We start from the raw sequence: 24,744 nt of genomic DNA on the forward strand, positions 1-24,744 counted from the left end.
AACGTGAATTGGCCACGCTCAGCTCAGCAATTGCTCTTCCACCTGCTCGGCGAGCCGCAGCGCTTTTTCCTCCGGGTCCTCGACGCGCTTCAGCGCCTCTTCCCGGGTAATGATGCCCTGCCGCACCAGCAAGCTCATTTCAAAATCGTACGGATGAAAACGATGAACCTGCTTGTGCTTGACGATCCCCAGCGAATTCAACCGGCAATTCGTCGAATTCGGATCAACGTCCTCCGGCTTGGTCCATCCCAGCTCCCGGATCGTACGGTAAATTTCGTCCTCCTGGTACCCAATAATCGGGAAAGCGTTGATCGTATAAGGAAACGGGTTTGTTCTGTACTCGTCCTTATCCAGCATGAGGTACGGATACACGTCGTCCCCCACGCGCTCCGCGAGCGGCTTGAACAAATTTTTGCGCAGCTCGTACGGAATTTTGTTGTCCTGAAATAGGATTTCGTTCTCGGATTGAATCAATTGCCCCGGGCTGTTGCCCAGCATGACCATCGGAATTCCTTTTTCGATGGCGACACGCAAACACATGTTTGTTACAATGCGTATGCAAGAGATGCAGATACCGCTGCCGAACTGCGTCAGATGGGTCGGGTAAACCTCGGGCGCCGAGCTCTGCAAAAAAATTTGCTTCATCAGGTCGTACCGGGGCCGGACAATTGTATGATCCACATTCAAGCGGTTCAGCACCGTGCGCATGTTTACAAACGAAGCTTCCGACATGAAGCCGTTGTCGAGCGTCACAGCGAGCATGCGAAGCCCGTACTTTTCCTTGAGCGTATGAATCAGGAACGTGCTGTCCTTCCCTCCGCTGTAGGCGACCAGCGCATCGTACTTCCGGTTCTGCGCTTTGCATTCGCGGATGATTTCATCCAGCTTCGCCTGAAGCTTGGGGAGCGACGGAACGGGCTGTTTCCCGCTCTGCTTGCTGCAAAAGGAGCAGACGCCTTCGGAATCGAACGTGATTCCGGGGTAGGTTTCGGGCATCACGCATAAGGTGCACCGTTTCACGATTGGGTTCCCCTTTCTGAATTAGCTTAATTCGGACCGATTGATTTTGAGATTGGCGGTCTTGGGCAGCGGCTCGCGAAAATGGACAGTGTCGGGAATCATGTAATAGGGCAGAACTGTTTTGCAGTAGCGGATGACCTCCTTTTCCGTCAGAGTAACCCCCTCTTCCGTGACGACCAGCGCCTTCAAGCTGCCGCCTTTGCCCGGATCGTGCCTGCTGATCACCGCAGCCTCGGTCACGCCGGGCATCTGGCACAAGCGCTCCTCCACTTCCTCCGGACTGAACCGGAAGCCTTGCGATTTCAGCATTTTATCTTTGCGTCCGACAAAATACAGGTAGCCTTCCTCGTCCAGCTTTCCGAGGTCACCCGTATGCAGCGCTCCGCCCCGGAACACTTCGTTCGTCTTCACCGGATTGTTCCAGTAGCCCGGAGACACGAATGCGCCCCGGTGCACGATTTCGCCGGTCTCGCCCGGACCGCACAAGCGGCCGTCCTCATCTTCGACGGTAATGTCCACGCCGGGCAAAGGCTTGCCCACCGACGGGATTTTGCGTTCGAACTCTTCGGGAAGCAGGCACGTGGAACGAAAAGCCTCCGTCATGCCGTACATCATATAAAATTTCGTCTGCTTCAGCAGAGCCTTTAATTTCATTAGCTCGTCATGGGGAAAAGGTTCGCCGATAATCGAGATGTATCTGAGGTGAGGGTATTGGTGCTTCGCCAAGGGAGAGTGTTTTTGGAGGAGCATCCTCCAAAGCGACGGTACGCCGTGGAAGCCGGTAATCTGCTCGCGAAGCATCGTTTCCACGATATCATGAGGGAAAAGAGATTCTTGCAAAACCAAGGTTCCGCCTACATACAGCATGGTGAACAATTGACTGAGCGCGCCGTCGAACGAAAACGGGGTCACGCTGATCAGGCGGTCGGCCGCCCGGTTTTCCAGAACCTGCGCGGAGGTGACCGTCGCCTCGCTAAAAATACGGTGCGTCACCACAATGCCCTTCGGCTTTCCAGTGGAGCCTGAGGTGTACAGAATCGCTGCCGGATCGTCTGCATGCACTTCTGCCTGAAGGCTGCCCGCGAAATCCGCACACTGCAAAATGTCTTCCAGCGCATAATCATGTTCGTATTCCGACCGGTCTCTGCGCTGCGCCTGCGCCTGAGATAATCTTACGATCAGCTCGATGCTGCTTTCTTCCAGACCGGCTTGGTTCAGAACGCCGATTCTGCTGTCATGAACGAACAGCGCCCGCATCCCGCAATCCATGACGATATGACGCAGTTGCTCGCTTTTGGCATGGGGATTGATATGGACGAAGATCGCCCCCATCTTCATTGCCGCCAGGATGACGATGATTTCTTCGATGCATTTGGCTGAAAAAATGCCCAGCCGGTCGCCTTTGCGAATGCCTTGAGAGAGCAGAAATCGCGCGAGCCGGGTCGAAGCCTCGTCGGCTTCCCGAAAGGTCAACCGCCTGTGCTTCTCGATAAACGCTTCCTTCTGCGGATCGTCTGCCGCAGCCTTGGACAACATGTCGGGAATCAGCATACGGCTACCTTCATGCCCTTAACCGTTCGACCAGCGACACGACACCGTTCATCGTTCCGAGGCTTTCCATGTTCACGTCATCCTCGGAAATGCTCACGCGAAACGTTTCTTCCAGAAAAGAAATCAGATCCAGCACATCCAGCGAGGTCAGCAAGCCTGCTTCGAACAGATTCAGCGAAGGATCAGTTACAGGCTCATGGGTCAGCTCGCGAATATAATCGGAAATTTGTTCTCGTACCGTCATCGTCTGCGCCTCCCGCACTTTTCCATAAAGTTGCAATCCGGTTTCCTTGTTCATATCATTTGCTGCTTTTCCGCTTTCAACGTCTCCATAAATGCCGGGATCACTTCCAACAGATCGCCTACGATCCCGTAGGTGGCCAGATCGAAAATCGGCGCATTCGGATCGGAGTTGATCGCAACGATCGTTTCCGCCTCCTCCATCCCCACCGTATGCTGGAGCGCCCCAGAAATCCCGCAGGCAAAATAGACGCGGGGCTTCACGATGCTTCCGGTTTGGCCGATCTGATGGGAAGGGTGCATCCAACCCAGATCGACGGCGGCCCGGGTAGCTCCCACGCTCGCCCCTATCGCTCCGGCAAATTCGTAGATGAGTGGCAGGTTCTCCGCCTTCTTGATCCCCCGCCCTACCGCGACGATCGTATCGGCCTGCAGCAGATTAGCGGGGTCCGCTCGCCCCTTCACGACTTCCAAAATTTCAAGCACCGTCTTGGACACTCGAATCTGCGAGCTCATATCCCTTACGGTTCCGCTGGGCGCGCTTACTTTCGAGGCCGGCCGGAACACGTGCTCCTTAATCGTCGCCATTTGCGGTCTTTGGTGCGGAATGACAATTTTTGCGACGATGCTTCCCCCGTAGGCGGGTCTCGTGACAACCAGGTTGCCCGTGTCCTGATCGAGCGACAGGCTGATGCAGTCGGCGCACAATCCGGTATTCAGCCGTGCGGCAACTCTCGGGAAGACGGAGCGGCCTCGCCGGGTGCCGCTTCCGAGTACGATGGCCGGCTTCAGCTCGGCCAGCAGCTCGCTCATGCAGCGGGCTTCCGCGTCCTCCGCATAGGGCTGAAGATTCGGGTTGTCGACCAGCCATACCTCATCGACGCCAAGCTCCAGCAGCTCACCGGTTAAATGGCCGACCTCGCTGCCGAGGAGGACAGCCGATACGGGCAGCCCCGTTCCTTCGGTCAATTGCCTCGCAGCCCCGATCACCTCCGCCACCGAAGGAACGAGCGCTCCGTCGGTATGCTCCGCATAGACGCAAATGCCGCTAAACGACGACGCTTCGTTACTTTTAACGATACGCTTTACGTCCGGTTCGTCCGGTATGGACCACTCGACCATGGAATCTCCGGGCATAAAGCCATCCGGCAAGGAATCGTCGACAATCGCATCCGCCGGGCATACCGGCACGCAGGAGCCGCATACGACGCACCGGTCGTGGTCGACATGCGCCTGACCTTCCGCCAAGCTCAATGCTTCAAATGGACAAAGCTGCACACAGGTTCCGCATCCGATGCAATTGGATTGAAGAATGCGAATTTGGCTCATGTGAAAACTCCTGTTCCTTTGTCGTCGCAGGCCCCGATTTTGGACAAAATGCGGGCTGCGCATTGCCGGTTGTCCGCATAGCGGACGATTTCCCCGTTAACCACCCTCTCCTTTCCGGCCGGGTGGTATACGCCGACGACCCGGGTAGGCGATCCGCTTAGACCGACCCGTCCCGGCTCAATCCCCAGATCATCCGGACCCCAAACCGTGATTTGCGTGGTCTTTGCCTTCATGAGGCCCACAACCGATGGAATCCGCGGTTGGTTGATATGCTTGCGGATGCACAGCAGCGCAGGCAAAGGCAGCTTGATCGTGATTTCGCGATCCTCCAGCTCCCGTTTGACCACCATTTCCCGGTCGTCATGCGCGGAGCATATTTCGCTTACGTTCGCCACATGAACGATGCCGAACTGCTCTGCCAGACTCGGGCCGACCTGGCCGGTCTCTCCGTCGAGCGACTGCTCGCCGGTCAGTACAAGCTCGAAGCCGCCTAATTTGCGAATCCCTGCCGCCAGCGTATACGAAGTGGCCAACGTATCCGCCCCCGCGAAATCACGGCCCGAGAGCAGGACGATCCGATCGACGCCCAAGGCGGCGATGTCGCGAAGCTGCTCTTGGCATTTTTCCGGTCCCATCGACAGGCACGTCACAGTCCCTCCGTACCGGTCCTTCCATTTCAGCGCTTCTTCCACGGCATAGTAATCGTTCGCGTTATTCACCAACTGGCTCACTTCCCGGCTTGTGCCGCCTGTTTCTTCGCTTTCGTCCGCCATATCGTGCAGCATCACTTGTTTGACGCAGACTGCAATGTTCACCGAAAGCCTCCTTCCCGAATGCTTCAATATCTGGGCCCGTGATACATATTATATATTCTTTGGTTAATTTTGGTAGTGATGAATTTCACAAACTTTGTTAACATTCTGCAAACGAAACGAAGCCGCCCGACCGTTCAAGGCGACAAATTTTAGACTGACCCTTGAGAAAAAGGAAAGCGGTAGCTCAGAACACGAAAATAAAGTTCCAGACTACCGCTGCTTTATTCAACTAACGTTACCCGTTCGCGTAATCTATTTATCCATTGCATCACTTCTGTGCGGTTCTACTGAATGATTCGTACCGTATAACTCATTTAAATGCTCGACATGAGCTACTCCCCAATCATTTAATGCCTGCAAAACGCTTGCCATACCTTTACCGTATTCTGTGATGGAGTATTCCACCTTGGGGGGAATTTGGTGATAGATCTCACGATGAACAATATCGTGATACTCCAACTCCCGTAATTGTTGGGTCAGCATTTTTTTGGTTATCTCCGGTATCGCTTTTTGAAGCTCGCTAAATCTCATGGTTCCGTTTGAAAAAAGGCGAAGCAGAATAACTGGCTTCCATTTCCCGACTAGGATCTCCAACGCCGTCTCGAATTTACAAAAGGTAGACATGAATATACCCTCCACTTCTCTACTCGCCTTAGGTTTATTTTTGTATACTACGTTTATTTTAAGTAACTACTTCCTAAAGTGATTGCTATGGATTATTATGCACCTAGAGCTCAATAGACACAAGAGGAGGCGATTGAAGAAAAAACAGTATGGATTATCGTTCGTTAGGTTGGGATATCAATAGATGAAAGTGATAAGGAGTTGGCGTAATTCATGAATGTCGTTTTATGGATCGCACAAGGGATATTAGCATTAGGATTTATATATTCCGGTTGGTTGAAGGCGTTTCAGTATGAAGTAGCAAAATCGTCCTGGACATGGGTGAGTGATGTTCCAAAAGATCTCGTTTTCTTTATTGGTTTAGCGGAATTGCTTGGAGCAATAGGTTTAATTTTGCCTCAAGCTACAAAAATCGTCCCTATTTTGGTGCCGATTGCCGCGGCCGGACTTGCTGCCATCGTTCTTTTCGGTGCCGTATTCCATATGATGCGCGGCGAATATAGAGAAATTGTCGTGAACATCATTTTCTTAGCATTTGCCCTATTTGTTGCGATTGGCCGTTTAAAGTGGATGCAGTCGTAATTCGATAAACGCGGACTTGACGATGGTTCATATTGGCCTTAAATCAACCGAGTTTGCGCCCTTCTATCGATATAAGTATTAGAATGACTCGAAAATCGAAAGCAGCGGCAGCCTTGGACTGGAAAATTACGTCCTAGATTGCCGCTGCTTTATTAAGCTAACTCGTCTTCGTTCCGTCCATCCGGTCTACCCCAGTGCTGGTTCCAACAATGATGTTTTGGTGAGCACAGAGCGATTGCCGTCCTCGACCTCATCGCTGCCAGTGGAGAGCTGTGGTTCTGTGCAGAAGAAAGCCTTGTAGGACATGGCTTTTTGATTTTTATGTTTCAACGTTCGAGTGCACCGCGGCGCCCAGGAAAGAAAAGTGTGACCAAAAATGTGACCAACACACCTCACGTTTCTATTAAAAGAGACCAGTCAACGGGGCGTTGGTTCAGAAGCTTTGGTGATTTTTTAGGGTGTGAAAGTTAAGGAAAGCCAAGGCGTAGAGCCTTATGTGACAAGGGTTTGAGCGAATTTCTGAAAATGGGGGCATGGCCTTCATATTTCCGTACCATTGCAGCATAAAAACAGGACTAACCATGAGCAGAAACAGCAAAATCAGCTGGTAATTCACGCTCATTCTGGTCAATGGATTTGCCGGAATGCTCCGCACGCGCCGGATCACCTCGCCTCGTTCATGACATAAACAAAGGCAGCGACAGCCCGGAACATGAAAATAAAGTCCCAGACTCCCGCCGTCATTCACGCTCCCCCTTCGTGCATGCTCATGCCGAATAAGGATAATTTTAACATATTGCTCCCCTAATGCAACTGCACCAAAAAAGACGCTCCCGATGGAAGCGTCTTTACATTTCAGAACAAATGTTCGATTTTTGAAGCAGTTAAAATAAAAATCGGCGTATTCGATTTTCATTATTATTAGTATAAACCATTCGTAATTATAAGTCTATACTTTTTCTGGATATCGTTCTATAGTTTGTATACCCGGCCGGGAACTTAACCAGTATCGTTGTGGAAAGGAAAGGTCTTGTGCAAATCCGTTTATGGAATCCCAATTTGAAAGTCCGGTTGATCGGCGAAGGGCTGTTTAACCTGCTGTTTTGGATGTACTATCCGTTTATCACGGTCTATTTTGGTGCGGCATTAGGCAGCCATATCGCCGGCATTTTGATGTCCATCCCTCCTATATTCAGCATCCTAGGAAGCCTGCTCGGAGGAGCTTTAGCCGACCGGGTAGGACGGCGTCCCGTGATGTTGCTGGGCGCTTCGCTTCAGACGGTGATGTTTGCTTTATTTGCGACGTCGTCGTCCCATTGGACGGATTATATCGCGTTTATCGGCATTGGACTGGGCGGAGCCATCTACAGGCCTGCAAGCTCCGCTATGGTGGCCGATCTGGTGCCCGCGCAAAACCGGCGTCAAATCTTCGCAACGTTCGTGACGGCCAATAACATTGGTGCAGTGCTCGGACCTGCGCTGGGAGCCGTCTTCTTCTTCCATTACCGACATGAGCTGTTGTGGACCTGCGCCTTGGTCTTGCTGCTGTATTTCATTGCAATGTATTTCATCGTTCATGAAACGCTGCCGCACTCGGCGAAAAGTAGCCCGGAAAGCTCCATTCCGATTACCCGCGTATTCAAGGAACAGTTGAAGGGATACGGCATTATTTTTCGCGACAAAGTGTTCCTGGTTTATATTTTGGCGGGCATTTTTGCCCTGATCCCCATCATGCAATTGGATCTGTATTTGGCCGTATATGTAATCTACGAGGTCCCTGCTCAGCCTCTGTTCACATGGAACGACGGCTCCCTTGTGCTGTCCAGCACGGATATCTTTGGCTGGTTGCTGGGGTTAAACGGTCTTTTGTTCGTCTTGTTTGTTCTTCCTGTGACGAAATGGTTCCGCCATTGGCAAGAGCGCAATGTGTTCATTCTATCGTCGCTGTTGTCCGGCTTGGGCACATTTTCCCTTGGACTGGGCACCAATATATGGTTTTTGTTTTTCATAACGATCATCTTCACCTTTGGTGAAATTGTACGCTCTCCGGTCACCCAGAGCTTTATTAGCCGCTATGCCCCCGATCATGCAAGAGGACAGTACATGGCAGCCGACAGCTTGCAGGCGACGATCGGGAGATTTCTGGCGCCGATGACGGTTTTCCTGTCCAGTTGGGTGCCGCCTATGGGAATATTTAGTATTATTTTGGTGCTTGCATGCATCAGTATCGCGCTATATATTCAGTTATTTCGAATGCATGTGGAGCAGCCGGAGGCGGCGGAGTGATGCAACGCAAAAAACAGACCTTCGCATTCGGCAAAGGTCTGTTTCCGGCAAGGCGCCGCGAGAGCTTCTTGTCAAAAACGGCCCGCGGGCATCTTGGACGTCTCCCGCGGCGTCCCACGTTTACCGCCCAATTTAAACACAATGATGCCGCCGACGATGATCAGTACCCCGATCAGCTTGCTGAACGTAAAAGGAACCTTGTCCAGACCGAGCCATCCCATCGAGTCCCACAGCAATGCAAACCCGAGCTGCGCCGCCATAACGATCGAGACGGCAAACGTAGGACCAAGCAGCCTTATCCCCTGCACCAGACAGGTGACCACCCCTACGCCGATCAAGCCGCTAAACCAGTACCAGGTCTGCATCGGATGCGGGGCAAATAAATGCTTTCCCTCCACGATGAGACCGAGCGTCAGCGAAGCCAGAAAGCCCAATCCCAACACCAATGTCGTCGTAGCCCAAGAGCTCGCGCGCTCGTTCACCTTGCTGTTGAAAATATTTTGCAGCCCGACCAGCGAGCCTGCAATAAGCGACAAGGATAGCCCTACCATCATAATCGCGTTCCCCCTTTTCCCCGATTGTGCTCGTATATATTATGACCTGCCAGCGCGCTTAATCCATTCCTGTCTTTCACCACGATAACCCCTTTATCACGCTCAACGAGACCTTTGATGCAGAACTGCCGGATGACCCGGTTCAAATGTCTGTAGCTTGTTCCGATGAAATTCGCTGCGTCCGACAGACTGACCGCGCTTTGCTGCCCTTCCAGTCGAGAGTCGGATTCGTCGGAGGTGACGGACAATAGATAGCTGGCCAAACGCACTTCCACCGGATGCATCAGATTGAAGCTAAGCGAGTTGGATTTGATGTAAAACTTCTGCGTAATGATTTCCAGCAAAAACTGCAGCAGCGGCGCATGATCTCTACCGTATTTGTGCAGCCAACGGTAATGGATGCCGATCATACAGACGGACGATACGGCCTCGACCGTATTGAGAATGGGCGTCCCGCGCACGTATTCGACGTCTCCGATCACCTCAAGCGGCGTCTTGAAAGAGAGAACGAGCGTTTTGCCTTCCGACGAGGTAGTATAGATCTTGATCTTCCCGTTCACAAGCACGTACAGATACTCTGGAGCTTGGCCTTGGGTGCAGATGAGATCCCCCTGCTCGAAGCCGTACAGCGACAAATGCGGCAGCAACGGCTCGTGAAATACGGATTCGAGCTGAAATGCCCGCAAATAATGATTCAATTGCTCACGATCTTGAATTTCCTTCATGCTCCGGCCTCCAGCCTCAACTTGCAGCAATCAAAATTTTAGGATGACCACACCGACGATCATCATCGCGATCCCGATGAACTGCGGCAGCCCCGTCTTCTGCTTCGCCACGCCGAACCATCCTTTGCAGTCAATGATGAAGGTCAGACCTAGCTGCGCAATCAGCAAAACCGCAATCGTCAAAGTAACGCCGATCTGATGTATCGCTGTGACGTTGCTGAAAATAACGACCGCCCCGAATGCGCCGCCGGTCAAATACAGCGGCTTCACTTGCTTGAACCCCTGTAAACTCCCGTCGCGCATAAAGATCAGGATCAGCAGCGCCGCAATGAATCCGGTGAACTGGGTGAGCGTCGCCGCTTGCCATGTGCCGATGTCTTGACTAATCCGGGAGTTGGCTACTCCTTGCAGGGTAATAAAGCCCCCGCCTAAAAACGCAAATAAACTCCCCCGCATGTCTTCCCTCTCCCCAACTATACATTTTTCCATTATTAAATGACAGATCGAAGGATTGGGAAAGGACATATGTCCTGAATTGGCAAGTTGTCGCCGAGCTGTGGCCCGACAACACAAAAGAGACCTTCAAGGGCTTGAAGGTCTTAGAGTTATACTAAAAATATTTGCCATCATATGAACTGGGACATTCATGTCTCAGTTGTGTTCTGCGATTCCCTCTTCATTGCCCCAATTGATAATTCTGAGCAGCACCTGATCCTGATCGTGAAACCCGTAACCTACGAAAAACGGAGAGGCCATTTTCAGAACGGAAAAATGTTTCTCTTGGATCAGCCGGTCAATCACTTTCCAGAAGATAATAGACAGATTGCCTTCCAAATAATCCTGATCTTCCGAATATCCCTTCGGATATGCGTCGCTTTCTGCAAATTCCTGCCAGCCCTTAAAGTCTACCTGCGTGTAGCCCTGATATTTAAAATCGCCGGTATTATTGGTAAATGGCAGCAAATTGGCACTGGTCATGTACGAATTGGCCATTTGCCAATTCATGCCTTTCTCGATGGATTGAGCGGTAAAGTTCAACGCCCTCTCGGCAGAACGTTTCGCCTCCATAACCGAGTTCTCTGTCGTGTCAAAGCATAGGAGCACGTAACTATAGTACGGCTCGGAATCAAAGGCGAAATAACAGATTTCTTCGTTTGCATGCTCAGCCGAAAACTGCTTTATGGCGGAAACGCTCTCTTGGTAAAGCCTTTCCTCTACTTCTTTCCAGTCCGGTTCATTCATTGGGTATCCGACTCCTTTATGTTGTACTGGCACGATTTATTGCGGGCTGCTTCGCTTGTCATCTTAATTATAGAACGAATGTTCCTAATTTTTCAATTTTTAACAACGCGGTTAATTTAACGTTAAACCATTATCGGACTTCCGGCAGCGTCACTTCGGCCCGGTACAGCACGTCGTCCCACTGCACCTTGGCTCCCAAGGACTCCGCAACAAAGCGCAAAGGTACGAATATGCGTCCGTCCACCATTTTCGGCTCCGCGTCCAGCGTCATCGGCTGGCCGTTCACGATGGCCGTCGAACTGCCGGGCTTGAGCTCCACCTTCGTAGTCCCGCTTGTCATGTGAAGACTGGAGTCTTCCGCATGCCAGAGGTACTCGGCTTTCATTCTGTTCAACAGCACGCGAAAAGGCACCATCGTCACCCCGCGATCGATGTAACCGGTCTTCTGCGCAATCAACTGCCCGTTCACACTCAGTTGAACCTGCGGCTGTTCCTTCTGCTGTACGATGAGCGCATTGCTGAGCAGCCGCCCCGGCTTCCGCAGCATTTTGCCTTGGTAATAAAGTGCGGAGCTCGCTCCGCCATCGAGGTTGATGGCGTCCGTTATCCCTGCTTCAAGCAGCACGTGGGCCATCTGTTCGATCGTGCTGTACGAGATCGTTCCCATCACCAGACGCCCTTGCCCGTCAACGCCCGCAAAGCTTCGCACATTCGCTTGAGACGTCACCAGCGGGTCGTTAAACCCGTCGCGTTCAAAATCGATATCGACATTTCCTCCCGTCAGCAGCTTCGGTCCGGCGCCAATCGCCAGCTGATATCGTTGGAGAGGGATCGCTTGCTTCGAGTCCGCATTCGTCACGGACTGATTCATGCTGAACTTGTCGCCCACCTTGATCTGGCCGGACACCTGCTCCAGACTGCGGTCCGTGGAAAGCAGCACGACCTTGCCGCCAGGCGGAATCATAACCGGTTCGCTGGAAATCGACCGGACCTTCTGATCCTCGCCGATCACGATCTTCACCCCGGGCTCATCGGCTACATCGCCGTAATCCTTTGTGAAAACCCAAGCTTCCCGCTCCTCGTCACCGTAGTATTGATCGACCGCGTTTAAATGCGATGCAAAACGTCCCATCTGAACGCTGCTGCCAACCGCCAGCCGCTCGATCCGCGCTTCCTTATCGGCAGAGACCGTAATCGATACATCCTTATCTCCGCTGTAAAACAGATCGTTGTTGTTCATCAACACGCCGTAAGGCGTACGGTAATCAATATCCTCGGTGAACGCGTCGAAAAAGGTTCCGTTGATCCCGGCAACCGCATGGTTATTCGACATCATCTCGGCGAAATTTTGGACGCTTCCTATTTTGCGGTTCGCCGCGACCGCCTTCACCTGAATGGTCGGGTCCTTCAAGTTCACCCGGATCAGATCCAGCGTGTAATAACTGCCGTCGTAGCTTACCTTGCGCTGCTCATGGACTACCGCGTTATCCGCCGCCGAAAACGCCGTACCTGTACCGAGAGTCAGCAGGAGCACGGCGCATGCCGCCATGTTGAACAAGCTTGATTTCACGTGCTTTCCCTCCGATGTGTCTACACCTGATTGTTGTTATTTCCTGAAATTAAAATTCGCGGCCGACGGCGAAATTCCTGTACATATTTGGAATAGAAAAATACTCGTGATTTTAACCTTCATCATATAGTTTATCATTAACTTTAAGTATTTAATTCAAGGTTTGCTTAAGCGAGACGCTTTTGATATAGTAGAAATCTACTTTTGCTTTGTTCGTGAAGGAGGCCTGGAGATGCGGTATTACAAGCCGATCGAGATTGCCAGAGAATTGCACATTAGCACGAGCGCCTTGCGGCATTACGAGTCTTGGGGCGTCGTTCCGGCACCCGACCGCGCTCCGAACGGGTACCGCCTGTATACCAAGGTGCATTTGGCTTACTTTCGCTGCCTGCGCGCGATGTTCCCCGCCTTTGGCGTCGGGCTCACCTGCCAAGTGCTTCGTCTCGTTCAAAGCGGGGATGTGGACACCGCCTTCTGGCTCGTGAACAAAGAGCAGGCGAACCTGCATCACGAAAAAACCGTTGCCGACCAGACGCTGGAGCTGCTGCAAAATCCGGAGCTCCCGCTCGCTGCGAACAAAAAGCTGAAAACCCACATGGGCATTGGCGAAGTCGCCGCTTTCACAGGGGTTCAGGATTCGGCCATCCGGCATTGGGAGAAAGAAGGACTCATCTCGCCGGAACGCGATCCCGAGAATGGTTACCGGATATTCACGCCGATGCATGTACGCCAAATCTTGCTCATTCGCACGCTGCGCCGGACCGTCTATTTTTTGGAGAATATGAAGGAAATCGTCCAGGCCGTGGAGCATCAAAGCATCGAACAAGCGAAAAAGGTCACGGAAAATGCGCTGGTAAGCATCCATCAGCGCAATCGCCAGCAGTTCTATGGCGTGCATCAATTGGTCGAGCTTTGTAAAGAGCTCGGGCTGCAATAAGATCTACAAATCAACGAGCTGCCGAATGGTTCCTCGAACCGGCTCCCGTCCGAATTTGCCATCTTGGGGAACGATGCGCATCGGCATTCCGTTCACAGGACGCATGACCAGATTCGGACTAATTTTGGCGTGGGGCACAACGGAAAATCGATAACGCCGCAGAAGGATCGACAGCACCACCTTCATCTCCTGCATGGCGAAGCCCCAGCCGATACACATGTGCGGCCCTGCGCTAAACGGCAGGAATTCATAAGGAGTCCGTTTGATCGCGCTCCAGCGCCCGGGTATAAAGCGATTCGGCTCTTCATAGAGCTCGGGCAGCCGATGCGTGATGAACTGACTAAAGTACACATTCGTTTTCGGCGGTACCGTCACCCCTCCCAGCTCACACGAAGCCGTCGTCACCCTAGCTCCAATCGGCGCAGGCGGCAGCAAGCGCAAGCTTTCCTTCACCACGCCTTCGAGCAAAGGCAATTGATTCAGCTTTTCCAGACTCAGTTCGCCCTCCCCCACCACCCCGTTCAGTTCCTCCAGAAGGTCGGACATGATGTCAGGGTGCTGGCTCAGCAGAAAAATCGTCCACGTCAGCGCATTGGCCGTCGTCTCATGTCCTGCGACAAACAAAGTGAAAGCGTGCCCGACCAACTCTTCATCCGTAAGCCTCGCGCCGTCCTCATCGTGAGCGTGAATCAGAGAGGCAAGAACATCGGCGGCCTTCGGCTCGGATCTTTTCCGCTCGATCAAGGAACGGATCAGGGCGTTCAACCGTTCGGCAATACGCAAAGCCCGGCGATACGGTGTAAAAGGCAGATTCACCGGTGTGAGCGTCACCCATAGAATCGACTTGGTCATCTGCGTAATCAGCGTCCCCATCTCATCCAGCTCTTCTTCGTTAGCCAATCCAAACAACGTCTTCACCGCAATCCGCTGCGTCAATTTCTTCATTTCTTGATTGAGTTCAATCTCGGCACGCCCCTGCCATTCGTCCGTCAAACGTTCGGTAAGCCGGATCATATCCGCTCCGTACTGCATGATCCGGTCATGATGAAAGGCAGGCTGCATCAGACGGCGATGCTGCTTATGCTTCTCACCGGACATAAGGATGAGGTTCGTATAAAACATTTTCCCCAAGACGGTGTGCTTCGGGATCTTGACCAGTCCGGAGCTGATCTCGAAGAAATCCGGATTCGTAACGATTTGATGGTTATACTCGGGCCCGAAGGCAAAAATGGCGGAAGGTTTGTCCCCTTGGTTTAAGGCGACCAGCTTGCCGTAAGTATCGTACAACCAGAGTTGGTAAGCAAACGGACTGCGGAAAAAGCGCAGCATGTTCATTTTCCAGCCCAACACCGACCGCGGACCCGGTATGCCCGGCTTTAAGCCCACAGGTCCGCTACCGTTTACGAGTTTCATCTTTAAGCACCTCTTTTTTTGTATATTTTGAATAAAATTCATTCATATTATTCATAATATGCAAAAGAATGCTTTGGCTCAACCTTTTTTTCCCTTTTACAAATTGATTCGATACAAATCATTTAGTATAGTAGTTGCGAGGTGAACACATGAACGGGTACCGGCTTCGTACGGAAAAGAAGAAAGAACTCATTCTCAAAACGACATTCGATTTAATTTTCACTTACGAGCTCGATAAGCTGAGTATCGCCGATATCGCCAGAAAGGCAAACGTCTCTCCGGTTACCATCTATAATTATTTTGGGAGCCGGGATGAGCTTATCCGAATGACATTCGTTCATTACATGGATACGACGCTGGAAAAGTACGAAGACATTTTAGGGACAGAGATGCCGTTTCAGCAAAAAATGGATCTGATCTTGTGCGACCGCAGCGAAATCGCCAACCAATTGAATGTGAACCTCATTCGAGCAACGGCCGGCGATCCGGCGATCCGCGACTACCTGGAACAGTTTTATCAAAACAAAACCTTGCCTTTTTTCGAAAAATTGATTGATCAAGGAAAAAAGGAAGGCTATATTGACCCGAGTATTTCGATGGAAGCCGCAATGGTGTATACCCAACTGTTTAAAGAGGCTTTGGCGCGGCCCGGGTTTATGCAGCAAGCCAGTGAATCCATGCTTCAAGATTTGAATCGGCTTTTTTATTTCGGTTTCATCGGGAGATCCCCGGAACATCGCGTTTAGGGTGAGAAAAGGAGGTCAGATGTGGAGCGCCTGAGCGAGGTTATTTGGGTCGAGAAAACGAGCTTCGTTGACGAATTGCTGGACCAAGAACTAACCGTTAGCCCCATACCGGCCGGACTGGAAGCCAACGTGTTGAAATTTTGTTCCCCTAAGGACTGCGTTGTGTTAAAAATATGGAACAAAGCTTCGAATCCGGATGTGCATTTTCAACATGGCCTGCTGGCTGCACTTCGGCACAGAGGTATTTCCGTCTCAACGTCTTATGGATGGGGATACACTCCTTCCAGGCATAAAGTATTGTTGACGAGCTGCGATGGCAGCCCCCCTTCAGCGGTCACGAGCCGACACGTAAAAGATTTCGCCGATTTGCTGCTGGGTCTGCATCGATTATCGGTTCAGGAGCTGGACCCTGCGCTCCTTAAAACATACGATTTCATTCCTTATTTGTATCCGGGAATTGAAGAGCATCAAGACATTCGGGCCGAACTGCTCCCGTTGGTTGCAAGCTCCGGACTGAAACGAAACAAGCTGATTCACGGCGACTTTAACTTGGGCAACATCCTGGACAATCAAGGAAAGTACACCATCATCGACTGGACCAATGCGCAATTAGGGGACGCCAGGTACGATTTGGCTTGGTCAAGCTTTTTAATCCATATCTACAATGGAGAAATGCTGGCCTCTGCATTCCAAAATGCCTATTTATCGGGCAGTGAATTCGATACAGAAGAAATGCTAAGGTTCGAAGCGATTGCATGTCTCCGATGGCTGCTGCTCCATAGAACCGCCGAGGTCCCCAGAACCGGGACGACGATCCAGCGAGTCAATGACATCATCATCGGAAATAAATATTTGAAGAACGAAATAGGAGGATTTCCATGATCAAACGTTATCGGATTACAAGAGAATATAAAGAAAATGGAACTTCGGAGCAAGGCATTTCTTTGGAGGAGTGCAAACAGTATTTTTCGACCAAACCCGACTTTGCCTATACCTCGGTATTTACGGTAACAGGGGCTTCCACCATGTCCATTGAGGGAGATTTTTTTATGTGGAGCTGCGGCGAAAGCAAGATCCCTTTCCGGCATTACCAGGGGGATATCTACGTATCTGGCTCCAATGAAGCGGTAATCCCCAAAATGATGGAGATTGCAGGCGAATTGGACGCGGATGTGCTGGAAGGATAATCTGGCGAAAACAATAGCATGAGGCCATTCCCAGTGGTTGGGATGGCCTCAAAAAGTTTATACCCGGCTCTGCCGATGAGCTGTTGAGAAAGTGGGCTTTTACAAAAATAGAGATGCATACGGAGGTGGGGTATCCACTGGAGAAGCGATAGCGGCCGCCTTTGTCTTCGGGAAATGTCCGCTGTTAAGCGGCTTCCAATCAAGATTTCCCGATGACAACAGCGGTCGGAAGTGGATACCCCACCTCTACGTAACCACTATTATCCATTTGACCACTTTCTCAATAGCCTACCCGGCTCTGCCGGTACGCCTCCTTCACCCGCTCAATCTGCGCATGGTGGATACGGACATGCTTGACGCGGTATTCCAGCATTTGGCGAAAGGTGAACCTCGCCCCGTCTTCAAATACCCCCACCCGCTCGCATTGCTCGGCTGTCAGTTGGGCCAGCACGGGCTGCATATGGGCACGCAACATTTGAAACAGCAGCAGATGCTGCTCGCGGTCCTGCTTCTCATACCCGAGGTTTTTCACCCACACGTCCTGTTCCCACGACATAATAAGCGGCTCGTCCTCCGCCAACACTTTTTTCAGCCGCTGTGTCGAGACCAGCTCGGAATCGGCAAGATGAATGAGAATTTCATGGATGCTCCATTTGTCCGGCGCCGGCTTGAAACGAAGCTCCTCTTCCGTCAATCCTTCGACGGCTTCCTGCAGCATCCCATATCCGCGGCCGTATTCCTCAATCAACGCTTCCACTTTTGGAATTCACCCCATTTCAGGAACTATTCTCGCTAAGGTCCAAGCGCCAGTCGTTGCATCGCATGGTGTTCCCCGGCGGGTATTCGAAGCTGCATTCGGCGATGAACTGGAAGCCCAGCTTCCGGCAGATCGCGTTGGATGGGGGGTTATCGACGGACGGGAAAGCGTGCATGTACCTGAGCTTCCGTTCGGCCTTGGCACTGGCAATGGCTGCCGTGGCTGCCATGGTCGCGATGCCTTTGCCCTGGTATGTCGGCAGAACGCCCCATCCGGTCTCGTACACGGTCTCTCCTTGCCAGTTCCGCTCCCAGTACCCGATATTGCCGACCGCCTCGAGACTTGGCTGAAGGAAGATGCCGAACACGCGGCCGGTCCCCTTCCGCCCGATCTCAACGTACCGCTTGTGGCGCGCGAGAAGCTGCTCCTCCGTTTCCAGGCCTCCAAGATGCTCCAGCATCTCCCGTGTATTCAGACGATACAGCAGATCAAGATCAGCTTCCGCCCAAGGCTCGATCCGTACTTGCAAGGCATTTGTTTCGTCAGGCAACTCTCTCACTCCTAATTACAGGTTCACCCATATTGTACCAGATGATCCGGTTTCATTCGACAACTTTCGCGCAAGATATTGTCGTTTTTCTGCGAGATCTTCCTGATTCCTTAAAGATCGATGTTCATGTCGTAAAGTACTTTTTAGTACCGCACTTCAAATCCAAAACGTAGGGGGATTTTCTTTATGCAAAAATTAAAACGCCGTTTTTCTTTATCGTGTGCCGCGATGCTGCTGGCTGCCGTTTTCACGGGACAAGGCGTTATGGCCAAGGATGAGGTTCAAGCCGCAGCAAGCGCATCGTATACGTACTCAACCCATTCGTATTCGTACTCAACCAATCCGCGCAAAAGCATCACGCTTCATATCATGCAAACGCGAGCCGACAACATTACATTCAAAAGCCTTGCCAACAAAAAAAATCTGAAAAACTCCGGCTATGAAGGAATCAACGGCGGATATTTTCCGATGAACGGCGAGAATAAGACGTTTTCCATCGCGATCGAAAACGGGGTGCCGCTGATTCCCGCATCCGAAAAGCCGGGATACTCGGACGGCCGAAGCAATCTGAGCACCACAGACCCCCGGGGAACGCTTGTATGGAATGGAGACAACTTCTCCGTGCAAAAGGTGCAGTTTTACGACAAAATCACAGGCACCAACAAAAACAAGCCGTGGTGGGCCCAGGGCGGTGTGTCCATGAATCTGGGTGACTCGAAGTGGAAAACCAAAATCGAAGGAGAAAAACTCCCGAATCCGAACGGAGATGCCCAAAGGTCAGCCATTGTAGGCTACGAAAAGGACGTATACCTCATTGTCACGAATGATGCAACTTCCGCAAGCACTTTCAGGGCCGCAATCCAAGATCGCTTTAAAATTACGGAAACAGACAACGGCACGAGTAAGTATAAAGGAATTTTTCTGGATGGCAGCGGTTCTTCCCAGATGGCAGGAAGAGACTCTAAAGGGAACAAAGTATCCTTGACCGGCGATTCAAGACCATTAGTCCAGATCATTACGTTTAAAAAGTAACCCCTAACGCAAACTTTGTACTCTTCTCGTAAAAAAAATCGCCCTCTTGTTTTGCCAAAATGGCTGAAACAAGAGGGCTTTCCGTTAGCGTACTCATAGGCCAAAATTTTAGCTCTGGCCTTCTCCCGGTCGGCGCTTTGAAATTTTTTGGACCAAACCTTGCCCATTCCTTCGTATTGGGACCCTTGACCTGGAAATAGTAAGGCGACTCGCTTCATGTCTAACCCCTTTTCGAGCACCGACATAAGAACAATGGAATGTTTCCACAAGAAGCCATGAACTGGATGTAGAATGAGTGATTTGCAAATAGAAACGAAATAGGAAATGCAGTACGCAGAAGTCGCGAAGCCGAGGAGTGAGTTAAGGAGGATGCATGTTCTCAAGCGAATAACTATTAATAAATTTAGACAACGAATCCGACGCAACGGGCTTGGTGGCCTGCTGCGGCCAGTAACCTGTTCTCGCGGACAGACGCGCACCAACCGGAGGCTCGCCCTCCGGTTGGGTTGCAGATCGCTGTGAAGAATGCCGGATACCCGCCGGAAGGCCGGCGATCTCAACTCCTGAAATAATCGATGACAAAATCCCGGAACCGCTCCGCCGCAGGCGACAGATACCGTCCTTCGATCCAGCCGATGCCGATCACCCGGCGGCACTCGGGCCAACGTACGCGCAGGAATGAAAGGTTGGCACGCTCGATTCCTTTCGTGTCAGGGATGACGGCAACGCCAAGCCCGGCCGCGACGAGCCCGGCGATCGTATGAACTTCGTCCCCTTCGAACCGGATATCGGGACCGATTCCGGCTTGCTCGAACAGCTTGTCGGTAATTTTTCGCAGTCCGTAGCCTTTCTTGAACGAAATCAATGGCTCGCTCCGTATGTCCTCCAACAAGACGGATTCGGAAGCGGCAAGCGGGTGATCTTTAGGAACGATAACAAACAACTCTTCATTCCATAACGAGGCCCATTGCATGTGCTTCGTTTCTTGCGGGGCGGCCATACAGAGGTCGATCCCCCCTGCCGAAAGCTGATCCAGAAGGAACTGGGTACTGTTTTGATGCAGCTGAAAATGAATCTGCGGGTAGGCCGAGCGAAAGGACCGGATGACGTCCGGAATCGAGTGGACGCCGAGCGTATGAAGAAATCCCAAGGATACCTCCCCATGCTCCGGATGAATCAAATCCTCCAGCTCCCGCTTGCCCTCCTGATATTCATTCATGATCCGGTTGACGCGGTTCAAAAACAGGCGGCCGTACCGATTGAGCACAATCGCGCGGCCGTTGCGCTCGAATAGCGGGACGCCAAGCTCTTTCTCCAGCCGGGCAATCGAGCGGCTTAAGGCCGGCTGGGTAATACATAGCGTCTGCGCCGCCAAGGTCATATGCTGCAAGCGGGCAACCGTATGAAAATACTCGAGCTGCTGCCATTCCATTCCGATCCCCCCGTTTCCTCATTACACAAACAACATCGTTATAATAAAAACAATGCATTAGACGGTGCTTCTTGTCAATCCTATACTTAAATTGTCAATTCAACGGATGGAGGCGCCATAAGATGAACTATCTCGAACTCGGAAGCCGAGCGCATCGGAAGGCTTCGGTCAGCATGCTGCTGGGGAGCATCGTCACGTTTGCCATATTATACAGTCCGCAGCCGCTCATCAGTTTATTTTCGCAGCAGTATCAAGTTTCGCCGACCACCGCCAGCACTTCGATCTCGTTAACAACGATCGCCTTGGGTATGAGCTTGCTGTTTTTCACGGTCGTCTCCAATATCTGGGGGCGTAAAGGAATCATGAGCCTCTCGCTGCTGCTCACTTCGATATTCGCCATCGCTTCGGCCTTTATCCATGATTTTCAGGCTTTCCTCGTATTCCGGTTTCTGGAGGGCATCAGCATCGCAGGCTTTCCGTCGATCGCCATGGCTTATTTGAACGAGGAATTTTCTCCCCGGGCCATCGGGAGAGTCATCGGGGTCTATGTAGCGGGAACGGCCATAGGCGGTTTCATAGGCCGGATTATTATCGGAGGATTAACAGATCTCTTCAATTGGCAGTTCGCCATGCTGATGATGGGGATCGTCAGCTTGCTGCTTAGTTTGTGGTTCTGGTTCTACCTCCCCGCCTCCGGCAACTTTACCCCAAGCAAAACGTCCGTGCGGCAATGGCTTGCCGGGATGCGGGCGAGTCTGGGCGATAAAAATCTGCTGTCCATGTTTATCACGGGCTTTCTGCTGATGGGCGGTTACATCACGGTATTGAACTATATCGGTTACCCGCTTACGCAAGCGCCGTATCATGTCAGCCAAACGATTTTCGGCTTCCTGTTCGTGGTCAATCTGGTAGGGACATGGAGTTCGATCTGGTTCGGGAAGCTGGCGGACCGTTATTCCCGAAGACGGATCATCGGCCTCGCGATTGCCATTTTTATTCTGGGCGCACTGATGACGTTAAGCAGCCTTCTTGCTGTCAAGGTATTGGGGGTTGCGGTCGTTGCGTTCGGCTTTTTTGCCGGTCATTCGGTGGCGAGCGGCTGGGTAGGCGTATTGGCGGTAAAAGATTTCAAAGCGCAGGCCTCTTCCTTTTACTTGTTGTTTTATTATGCGGGATCGAGCTTGGTCGGCTGGTCGGGCGGCTTCTTTCTGAACCGGTTCGGCTGGAACGGTCTCGTTTATTATATTTGCGCCTTGCTGACGGTCTCAATCCTGGTCTCATCGCAGGTGAAGCCGAAAACAGAAAAGAGGGGGCTCTCCCCCTCTTGAACGATCTTACCATACAACAAGCTTAGCTTCTGCGGGCGTGCGGGTTTTCGGCTTGGGGACTTTATCGAAATACCCCATATGCAGGATGCCGACGATCCGTTCGCCTTCCCGGACGCCCAGTCCGCTGCGAAACACAGGGGAATGGATAAATTCAACCGTCGACCAGATCATCCCGAGCTTCTGCTCCCATCCCAGCAGCTGCATATTTTGCATCAGACAGCAGACGGCGGCGAAATCTTCATCTCTTTTATGCTCGTTTTTATCTTCCGTCATGACGACGATCAGATTGGCCGGAATTTCGGCCAGCTTTTTTCTCATCATTTCTTTTAATTTGGACGGCAGCAGCTTGACCCGTTTCAAGTGGGCGGAGGCTTCGAGCGTAAGGGCAGCCAGCTTGTCCCTCCCCTCGGCGCTTCCCACATAAATAAACCGCCAAGGCTCCCGGAGGCCGTGATTCGGCGCCCATACCGCATCATTCAGCAGCTTCAGAACCAGCTCCTGGGGAACAGGAGTCTGATTGAACGTCCGGATACTTCTTCTCTCCCTGATCGTTTGGGCAATGCTCATGGCGCCTGTCTCCTTTTCCGTGCCGATGAGACGGCCGGCAGTCAATTGTTAACCGCTCAGTAATCCCATTCCAGCAAATCCTGCAGCAGCTCCCGGGCAAAGGTCAATTGCTCCGGCGTATATTTATCCAATAAGAGCATAAACCGCTGTTCGATATCCTGATGAAGGCGGTCATGAATCAGATGCAGCTTCTGGCCTTTGGCCGTTAACCGAAAATAAACCTCTTTCTTGTTATCATGGAGCTGCTGTTTTTTGATCAAATCCAAGGCTAATAGCCTTTGGGTGATCCGCGTGACGGACCCTTTCGTCAAATCGGTTTTCTCCGAAATCGTCGTCACGTTGATGGGCCCATGATCCCCAATGCAGGCGATCAGGTGAATCTCGGACAAATTGAGATCCAGCTTCTGGCCCAGCTCGGATTCCACCTTCCGCTTCTCTTCTGCGAATCGGACGGTAAATTTGCCGTCTCTCGTCTCCTGCTGCGTGATAAGTTCTACGAATAGCTTGAAAATCCACTGCTTGTTAAGTTCGGTTTTCGACATCGGTTTGAGGTCTCCTCTTCACACATCATCTCCTTCTGATTATACACCGATTGTTTCGAACAAAACAATAAGCTCGTTAAATAGGACGGCGCCCGCACCAACGGGCGATTCCCCGCTTGACGGCTTCCAGCGGCTGCGGCTCTGATCGGGGTACCGCCCACGCTATATGTCCGTCCGGGCGAATCAGCGCCGTATGCACGTCGTCCCATTCGGCTTCGTTCCTGTTTCCGGCGATCGAGGCGCGAACAACTTGGATATGACCGTACTCCTCCCAAGGAACGACGTCGTTCAGCCGATCATCGGAAGCGAGATGAAGCAGGACGAAGCGGCCGGAGTGAAACAGCTCATAAGCATTCAGAACGGCACCGCTGTCCAGCCGCAGCTTCAATTCCGTAAAGCGGCTCCCGTTCAACGCGTGCGGCAACGCATCCTCATCCGGCGCATACCGGACATCGAACGCCGCGATCTGGGCCGCTAATTCCTTATTCGCTTCGGGGATGCGAAGCAAGTCGGACAGCATGCTGCGCAGTCCCATCATTCTCGGCGAGAAGTCAAATCCCATCAGCAGCGTTTGCGCCTGCGTATTGCGAAGCAGCGCCGTATTCACGGGGAACCGTTCCGTATGGTAACTGTCCAGAAGCCAATCGGGAGCCCGCCCCTTCAGCTCCGCCGCCAGCTTCCAGCCAAGATTCATCGCTTCCTGCAGCCCTACGTTCAGCCCCTGTCCGCCGGCCGGGAAATGAATATGCGCCGCATCCCCCGCAAGGAAAATCCGTCTTTCCCGGTAACGCTTCGCCTGACGTGTCGCATTGCCGAAACGGGACAGCCAGAATGGCTCGGAGATGCCAAGGTCGCTTCCGAGAATTCGTTCCATCCCCGAACTCAGCTCCTCCAGCGTCACCGGTTCTTCCTTCGGCACCCCCGTCCTCAGGGGATCGATCATCACGACCCGATGAAGCCGGTCCGTCACGGGGACAATCATGACCAGCCCGTGCTCGGTGACGCGGGAAAACCCGTTCGTTTCCGGAGGATACGCCAGTACGACGTCTCCGAGCGTCGCGGTTAAGGTCGTGTCCGTACCTTCGAACGGAATGCCCGCCTGCTTGCGGACAAGGCTTCCCGCCCCGTCTGCGCCGACAACATAGGCGGCCGACAACACGGCTTTCCCTTTCGCGCCGACGGCAGTGACCTCTACGCATTGCGCATCCTGGCGCACCGACACGACCTCTACCTCCCGTCGAATTTCCACGCCAGCACTTTGCGCCCACTCCTCCAGCACTTTCTCCGTATCGTGCTGCGAAATATACAGCGTGTAATTGGAAGAAGAATCAAATACCGAGAAATCCAACCGGGTATCCAGCGCCGCAAAATGTCCCGTTGGAAGCGGCTTTCCGATGCTCATCAGCTTCGACTTCAAGCCGCGCAAATCGAACAGTTCAAGCGAGCGGGGATGAAGGGTCAGCGCCCGGGAATATGGCGTCGTATCCTTCAAGCGCTCAAGCACGCATACCTTCACTCCGGCCAAAGCCAGCTCCGCTGCCAATATCATGCCGACCGGACCTCCGCCGACAACGATCACTTCATAATCCATTCGTATCCTCTCCTTTTCTCCAACTGCCGCTACGGATTTTTTGTTTCGAACAAAACAATATGGGTGTTTTGTTTCGCAAGTAACAATATCATTATAGCAGATTGGCAATTATATACAACCCCGC

The 24,744-nt window shown here is 52.1% G+C and carries 27 protein-coding genes; 8 read left to right on the top strand and 19 right to left on the bottom strand.

Annotated features, from left to right (window positions below; all coding sequences use genetic code 11):
- Positions 1-18: 18 nt before the first annotated feature.
- The 6 genes from NI000_RS16525 to NI000_RS16550 all read right to left on the bottom strand — a co-directional run bounded on the left by NI000_RS16525 (position 19) and on the right by NI000_RS16550 (position 5,579).
- Complete coding sequence (locus NI000_RS16525) at positions 19-1,020, bottom strand: hypothetical protein (protein WP_253412354.1); 1,002 nt, start codon at positions 1,018-1,020, stop codon at positions 19-21.
- A gap of 21 nt (positions 1,021-1,041) precedes the next feature.
- Positions 1,042-2,571, bottom strand: coding sequence for a class I adenylate-forming enzyme family protein (locus tag NI000_RS16530; protein ID WP_253412356.1), 1,530 nt, complete (start codon positions 2,569-2,571; stop codon positions 1,042-1,044).
- 10 nt (positions 2,572-2,581) lie between these two features.
- The gene (locus NI000_RS16535) at positions 2,582-2,815 is read right to left on the bottom strand and encodes a phosphopantetheine-binding protein (protein ID WP_010494739.1); all 234 of its coding nucleotides are present in this window, start codon (positions 2,813-2,815) and stop codon (positions 2,582-2,584) included.
- A gap of 50 nt (positions 2,816-2,865) precedes the next feature.
- On the bottom strand, positions 2,866-4,140 hold the full coding sequence (locus NI000_RS16540; RefSeq protein WP_253412358.1) for an FAD-binding protein: 1,275 nt from the start codon (positions 4,138-4,140) through the stop codon (positions 2,866-2,868).
- Entirely contained in the window at positions 4,137-4,955 is an 819-nt protein-coding gene (locus NI000_RS16545) for an electron transfer flavoprotein subunit beta/FixA family protein (RefSeq protein WP_253412359.1), read from the bottom strand. Before NI000_RS16545 ends, NI000_RS16540 begins: the two co-directional genes overlap by 4 nt.
- 252 nt (positions 4,956-5,207) lie before the next feature.
- The gene (locus NI000_RS16550) at positions 5,208-5,579 is read right to left on the bottom strand and encodes a winged helix-turn-helix transcriptional regulator (RefSeq protein WP_253412361.1); all 372 of its coding nucleotides are present in this window, start codon (positions 5,577-5,579) and stop codon (positions 5,208-5,210) included.
- 213 nt (positions 5,580-5,792) lie between these two features.
- Here NI000_RS16550 and NI000_RS16555 point away from each other — a divergent pair, with 213 nt between their 5' ends.
- Positions 5,793-6,161, top strand: coding sequence for a DoxX family protein (locus tag NI000_RS16555; protein ID WP_253412363.1), 369 nt, complete (start codon positions 5,793-5,795; stop codon positions 6,159-6,161).
- Positions 6,162-6,594: 433 nt separating this feature from the next.
- Here NI000_RS16555 and NI000_RS16560 read toward each other — a convergent pair whose 3' ends face one another.
- Positions 6,595-7,077, bottom strand: a complete 483-nt coding sequence (locus NI000_RS16560) for a hypothetical protein (protein WP_253412365.1) — start codon at positions 7,075-7,077, stop codon at positions 6,595-6,597.
- A gap of 116 nt (positions 7,078-7,193) precedes the next feature.
- On the opposite strand from NI000_RS16560, the gene NI000_RS16565 reads away from it, so the two are divergent.
- Positions 7,194-8,447: an MFS transporter gene (locus NI000_RS16565; RefSeq protein ID WP_253412620.1), complete on the top strand. Its 1,254-nt coding sequence runs from the start codon at positions 7,194-7,196 to the stop codon at positions 8,445-8,447.
- A 71-nt stretch (positions 8,448-8,518) separates the two neighbouring features.
- Here NI000_RS16565 and NI000_RS16570 read toward each other — a convergent pair whose 3' ends face one another.
- The 5 genes from NI000_RS16570 to NI000_RS36965 all read right to left on the bottom strand — a co-directional run bounded on the left by NI000_RS16570 (position 8,519) and on the right by NI000_RS36965 (position 12,538).
- On the bottom strand, positions 8,519-9,001 hold the full coding sequence (locus NI000_RS16570) for a DMT family transporter (RefSeq protein WP_253412367.1): 483 nt from the start codon (positions 8,999-9,001) through the stop codon (positions 8,519-8,521).
- Positions 8,998-9,726: a Crp/Fnr family transcriptional regulator gene (locus NI000_RS16575; protein ID WP_253412369.1), complete on the bottom strand. Its 729-nt coding sequence runs from the start codon at positions 9,724-9,726 to the stop codon at positions 8,998-9,000. Before NI000_RS16575 ends, NI000_RS16570 begins: the two co-directional genes overlap by 4 nt.
- Positions 9,727-9,756: 30 nt before the next feature.
- Positions 9,757-10,182 (bottom strand): DMT family transporter, encoded by a 426-nt coding sequence (locus NI000_RS16580; protein WP_253412371.1) that lies wholly within the window; start codon positions 10,180-10,182, stop codon positions 9,757-9,759.
- Positions 10,183-10,377: 195 nt separating this feature from the next.
- Positions 10,378-10,968 (bottom strand): hypothetical protein, encoded by a 591-nt coding sequence (locus NI000_RS16585; RefSeq protein WP_253412373.1) that lies wholly within the window; start codon positions 10,966-10,968, stop codon positions 10,378-10,380.
- Between the two features lie 130 nt (positions 10,969-11,098).
- A complete protein-coding gene (locus NI000_RS36965) occupies positions 11,099-12,538 on the bottom strand; it encodes a stalk domain-containing protein (RefSeq protein WP_253412375.1) in 1,440 nt (479 codons plus the stop codon).
- A 232-nt stretch (positions 12,539-12,770) separates the two neighbouring features.
- Between NI000_RS36965 and NI000_RS16595 the strand changes: the two genes are divergently transcribed.
- Complete coding sequence (locus NI000_RS16595) at positions 12,771-13,475, top strand: MerR family transcriptional regulator (protein ID WP_253412377.1); 705 nt, start codon at positions 12,771-12,773, stop codon at positions 13,473-13,475.
- Positions 13,476-13,478: 3 nt separating this feature from the next.
- Here NI000_RS16595 and NI000_RS16600 read toward each other — a convergent pair whose 3' ends face one another.
- Positions 13,479-14,888 carry a cytochrome P450 gene (locus tag NI000_RS16600; protein WP_253412378.1) on the bottom strand — a complete coding sequence of 470 codons (1,410 nt, stop codon included), beginning with the start codon at positions 14,886-14,888 and terminating at the stop codon, positions 13,479-13,481.
- A gap of 149 nt (positions 14,889-15,037) precedes the next feature.
- On the opposite strand from NI000_RS16600, the gene NI000_RS16605 reads away from it, so the two are divergent.
- The 3 genes from NI000_RS16605 to NI000_RS16615 are packed head-to-tail and all read left to right on the top strand — an operon-like array spanning position 15,038 to position 16,821.
- On the top strand, positions 15,038-15,634 hold the full coding sequence (locus NI000_RS16605; RefSeq protein WP_253412380.1) for a TetR/AcrR family transcriptional regulator: 597 nt from the start codon (positions 15,038-15,040) through the stop codon (positions 15,632-15,634).
- A gap of 21 nt (positions 15,635-15,655) precedes the next feature.
- Positions 15,656-16,516: an aminoglycoside phosphotransferase family protein gene (locus NI000_RS16610; protein WP_253412382.1), complete on the top strand. Its 861-nt coding sequence runs from the start codon at positions 15,656-15,658 to the stop codon at positions 16,514-16,516.
- Positions 16,513-16,821: a hypothetical protein gene (locus NI000_RS16615; protein ID WP_253412384.1), complete on the top strand. Its 309-nt coding sequence runs from the start codon at positions 16,513-16,515 to the stop codon at positions 16,819-16,821. The genes NI000_RS16610 and NI000_RS16615 overlap by 4 nt, the downstream gene beginning before the upstream one ends.
- Before the next feature lie 280 nt (positions 16,822-17,101).
- On the opposite strand, the gene NI000_RS16620 is transcribed toward NI000_RS16615, so the two are convergent.
- Both NI000_RS16620 and NI000_RS16625 read right to left on the bottom strand, forming a co-directional pair.
- A complete protein-coding gene (locus NI000_RS16620; protein WP_253412386.1) occupies positions 17,102-17,578 on the bottom strand; it encodes a DinB family protein in 477 nt (158 codons plus the stop codon).
- A 19-nt stretch (positions 17,579-17,597) separates the two neighbouring features.
- Positions 17,598-18,128 carry a GNAT family N-acetyltransferase gene (locus NI000_RS16625; RefSeq protein WP_253412388.1) on the bottom strand — a complete coding sequence of 177 codons (531 nt, stop codon included), beginning with the start codon at positions 18,126-18,128 and terminating at the stop codon, positions 17,598-17,600.
- 186 nt (positions 18,129-18,314) lie between these two features.
- On the opposite strand from NI000_RS16625, the gene NI000_RS16630 reads away from it, so the two are divergent.
- A complete protein-coding gene (locus tag NI000_RS16630; RefSeq protein ID WP_253412390.1) occupies positions 18,315-19,160 on the top strand; it encodes a hypothetical protein in 846 nt (281 codons plus the stop codon).
- Between the two features lie 556 nt (positions 19,161-19,716).
- On the opposite strand, the gene NI000_RS16635 is transcribed toward NI000_RS16630, so the two are convergent.
- Entirely contained in the window at positions 19,717-20,592 is an 876-nt protein-coding gene (locus NI000_RS16635; protein ID WP_253412392.1) for a LysR family transcriptional regulator, read from the bottom strand.
- A 122-nt stretch (positions 20,593-20,714) separates the two neighbouring features.
- Here NI000_RS16635 and NI000_RS16640 point away from each other — a divergent pair, with 122 nt between their 5' ends.
- Positions 20,715-21,920: an MFS transporter gene (locus NI000_RS16640; RefSeq protein ID WP_253412394.1), complete on the top strand. Its 1,206-nt coding sequence runs from the start codon at positions 20,715-20,717 to the stop codon at positions 21,918-21,920.
- Positions 21,921-21,926: 6 nt separating this feature from the next.
- On the opposite strand, the gene NI000_RS16645 is transcribed toward NI000_RS16640, so the two are convergent.
- The 3 genes from NI000_RS16645 to NI000_RS16655 form a co-directional block, all read right to left on the bottom strand.
- Positions 21,927-22,487, bottom strand: a complete 561-nt coding sequence (locus NI000_RS16645; RefSeq protein ID WP_253412395.1) for a nitroreductase family protein — start codon at positions 22,485-22,487, stop codon at positions 21,927-21,929.
- Between the two features lie 56 nt (positions 22,488-22,543).
- Positions 22,544-23,029, bottom strand: a complete 486-nt coding sequence (locus NI000_RS16650; protein WP_253412397.1) for a MarR family transcriptional regulator — start codon at positions 23,027-23,029, stop codon at positions 22,544-22,546.
- 76 nt (positions 23,030-23,105) lie between these two features.
- A complete protein-coding gene (locus NI000_RS16655) occupies positions 23,106-24,620 on the bottom strand; it encodes a monooxygenase (protein WP_253412398.1) in 1,515 nt (504 codons plus the stop codon).
- Positions 24,621-24,744 lie beyond the last annotated feature (124 nt).

Source organism: Paenibacillus tyrphae, from assembly GCF_024158745.1.
GTDB lineage: Bacteria > Bacillota > Bacilli > Paenibacillales > NBRC-103111 > Paenibacillus_G > Paenibacillus_G tyrfis_A.

Excerpts from the sequence above, each read along its gene's own strand:
- NI000_RS16530 (WP_253412356.1), bottom strand. The coding sequence starts at position 2,571 with ATGCTGATTCCCGACATGTTGTCCAAGGCTGCGGCAGACGATCCGCAG.
- NI000_RS16535 (WP_010494739.1), bottom strand. The coding sequence starts at position 2,815 with ATGACGGTACGAGAACAAATTTCCGATTATATTCGCGAGCTGACCCAT.
- NI000_RS16540 (WP_253412358.1), bottom strand. The coding sequence starts at position 4,140 with ATGAGCCAAATTCGCATTCTTCAATCCAATTGCATCGGATGCGGAACC.
- NI000_RS16550 (WP_253412361.1), bottom strand. The coding sequence starts at position 5,579 with ATGTCTACCTTTTGTAAATTCGAGACGGCGTTGGAGATCCTAGTCGGG.
- NI000_RS16555 (WP_253412363.1), top strand. The coding sequence starts at position 5,793 with ATGAATGTCGTTTTATGGATCGCACAAGGGATATTAGCATTAGGATTT.
- NI000_RS16560 (WP_253412365.1), bottom strand. The coding sequence starts at position 7,077 with ATGAAAATCGAATACGCCGATTTTTATTTTAACTGCTTCAAAAATCGA.
- NI000_RS16570 (WP_253412367.1), bottom strand. The coding sequence starts at position 9,001 with ATGATGGTAGGGCTATCCTTGTCGCTTATTGCAGGCTCGCTGGTCGGG.
- NI000_RS16575 (WP_253412369.1), bottom strand. The coding sequence starts at position 9,726 with ATGAAGGAAATTCAAGATCGTGAGCAATTGAATCATTATTTGCGGGCA.
- NI000_RS16580 (WP_253412371.1), bottom strand. The coding sequence starts at position 10,182 with ATGCGGGGGAGTTTATTTGCGTTTTTAGGCGGGGGCTTTATTACCCTG.
- NI000_RS16585 (WP_253412373.1), bottom strand. The coding sequence starts at position 10,968 with ATGAATGAACCGGACTGGAAAGAAGTAGAGGAAAGGCTTTACCAAGAG.
- NI000_RS16595 (WP_253412377.1), top strand. The coding sequence starts at position 12,771 with ATGCGGTATTACAAGCCGATCGAGATTGCCAGAGAATTGCACATTAGC.
- NI000_RS16600 (WP_253412378.1), bottom strand. The coding sequence starts at position 14,888 with ATGAAACTCGTAAACGGTAGCGGACCTGTGGGCTTAAAGCCGGGCATA.
- NI000_RS16605 (WP_253412380.1), top strand. The coding sequence starts at position 15,038 with ATGAACGGGTACCGGCTTCGTACGGAAAAGAAGAAAGAACTCATTCTC.
- NI000_RS16615 (WP_253412384.1), top strand. The coding sequence starts at position 16,513 with ATGATCAAACGTTATCGGATTACAAGAGAATATAAAGAAAATGGAACT.
- NI000_RS16630 (WP_253412390.1), top strand. The coding sequence starts at position 18,315 with ATGCAAAAATTAAAACGCCGTTTTTCTTTATCGTGTGCCGCGATGCTG.
- NI000_RS16635 (WP_253412392.1), bottom strand. The coding sequence starts at position 20,592 with ATGGAATGGCAGCAGCTCGAGTATTTTCATACGGTTGCCCGCTTGCAG.
- NI000_RS16640 (WP_253412394.1), top strand. The coding sequence starts at position 20,715 with ATGAACTATCTCGAACTCGGAAGCCGAGCGCATCGGAAGGCTTCGGTC.
- NI000_RS16645 (WP_253412395.1), bottom strand. The coding sequence starts at position 22,487 with ATGAGCATTGCCCAAACGATCAGGGAGAGAAGAAGTATCCGGACGTTC.
- NI000_RS16650 (WP_253412397.1), bottom strand. The coding sequence starts at position 23,029 with ATGTCGAAAACCGAACTTAACAAGCAGTGGATTTTCAAGCTATTCGTA.
- NI000_RS16655 (WP_253412398.1), bottom strand. The coding sequence starts at position 24,620 with ATGGATTATGAAGTGATCGTTGTCGGCGGAGGTCCGGTCGGCATGATA.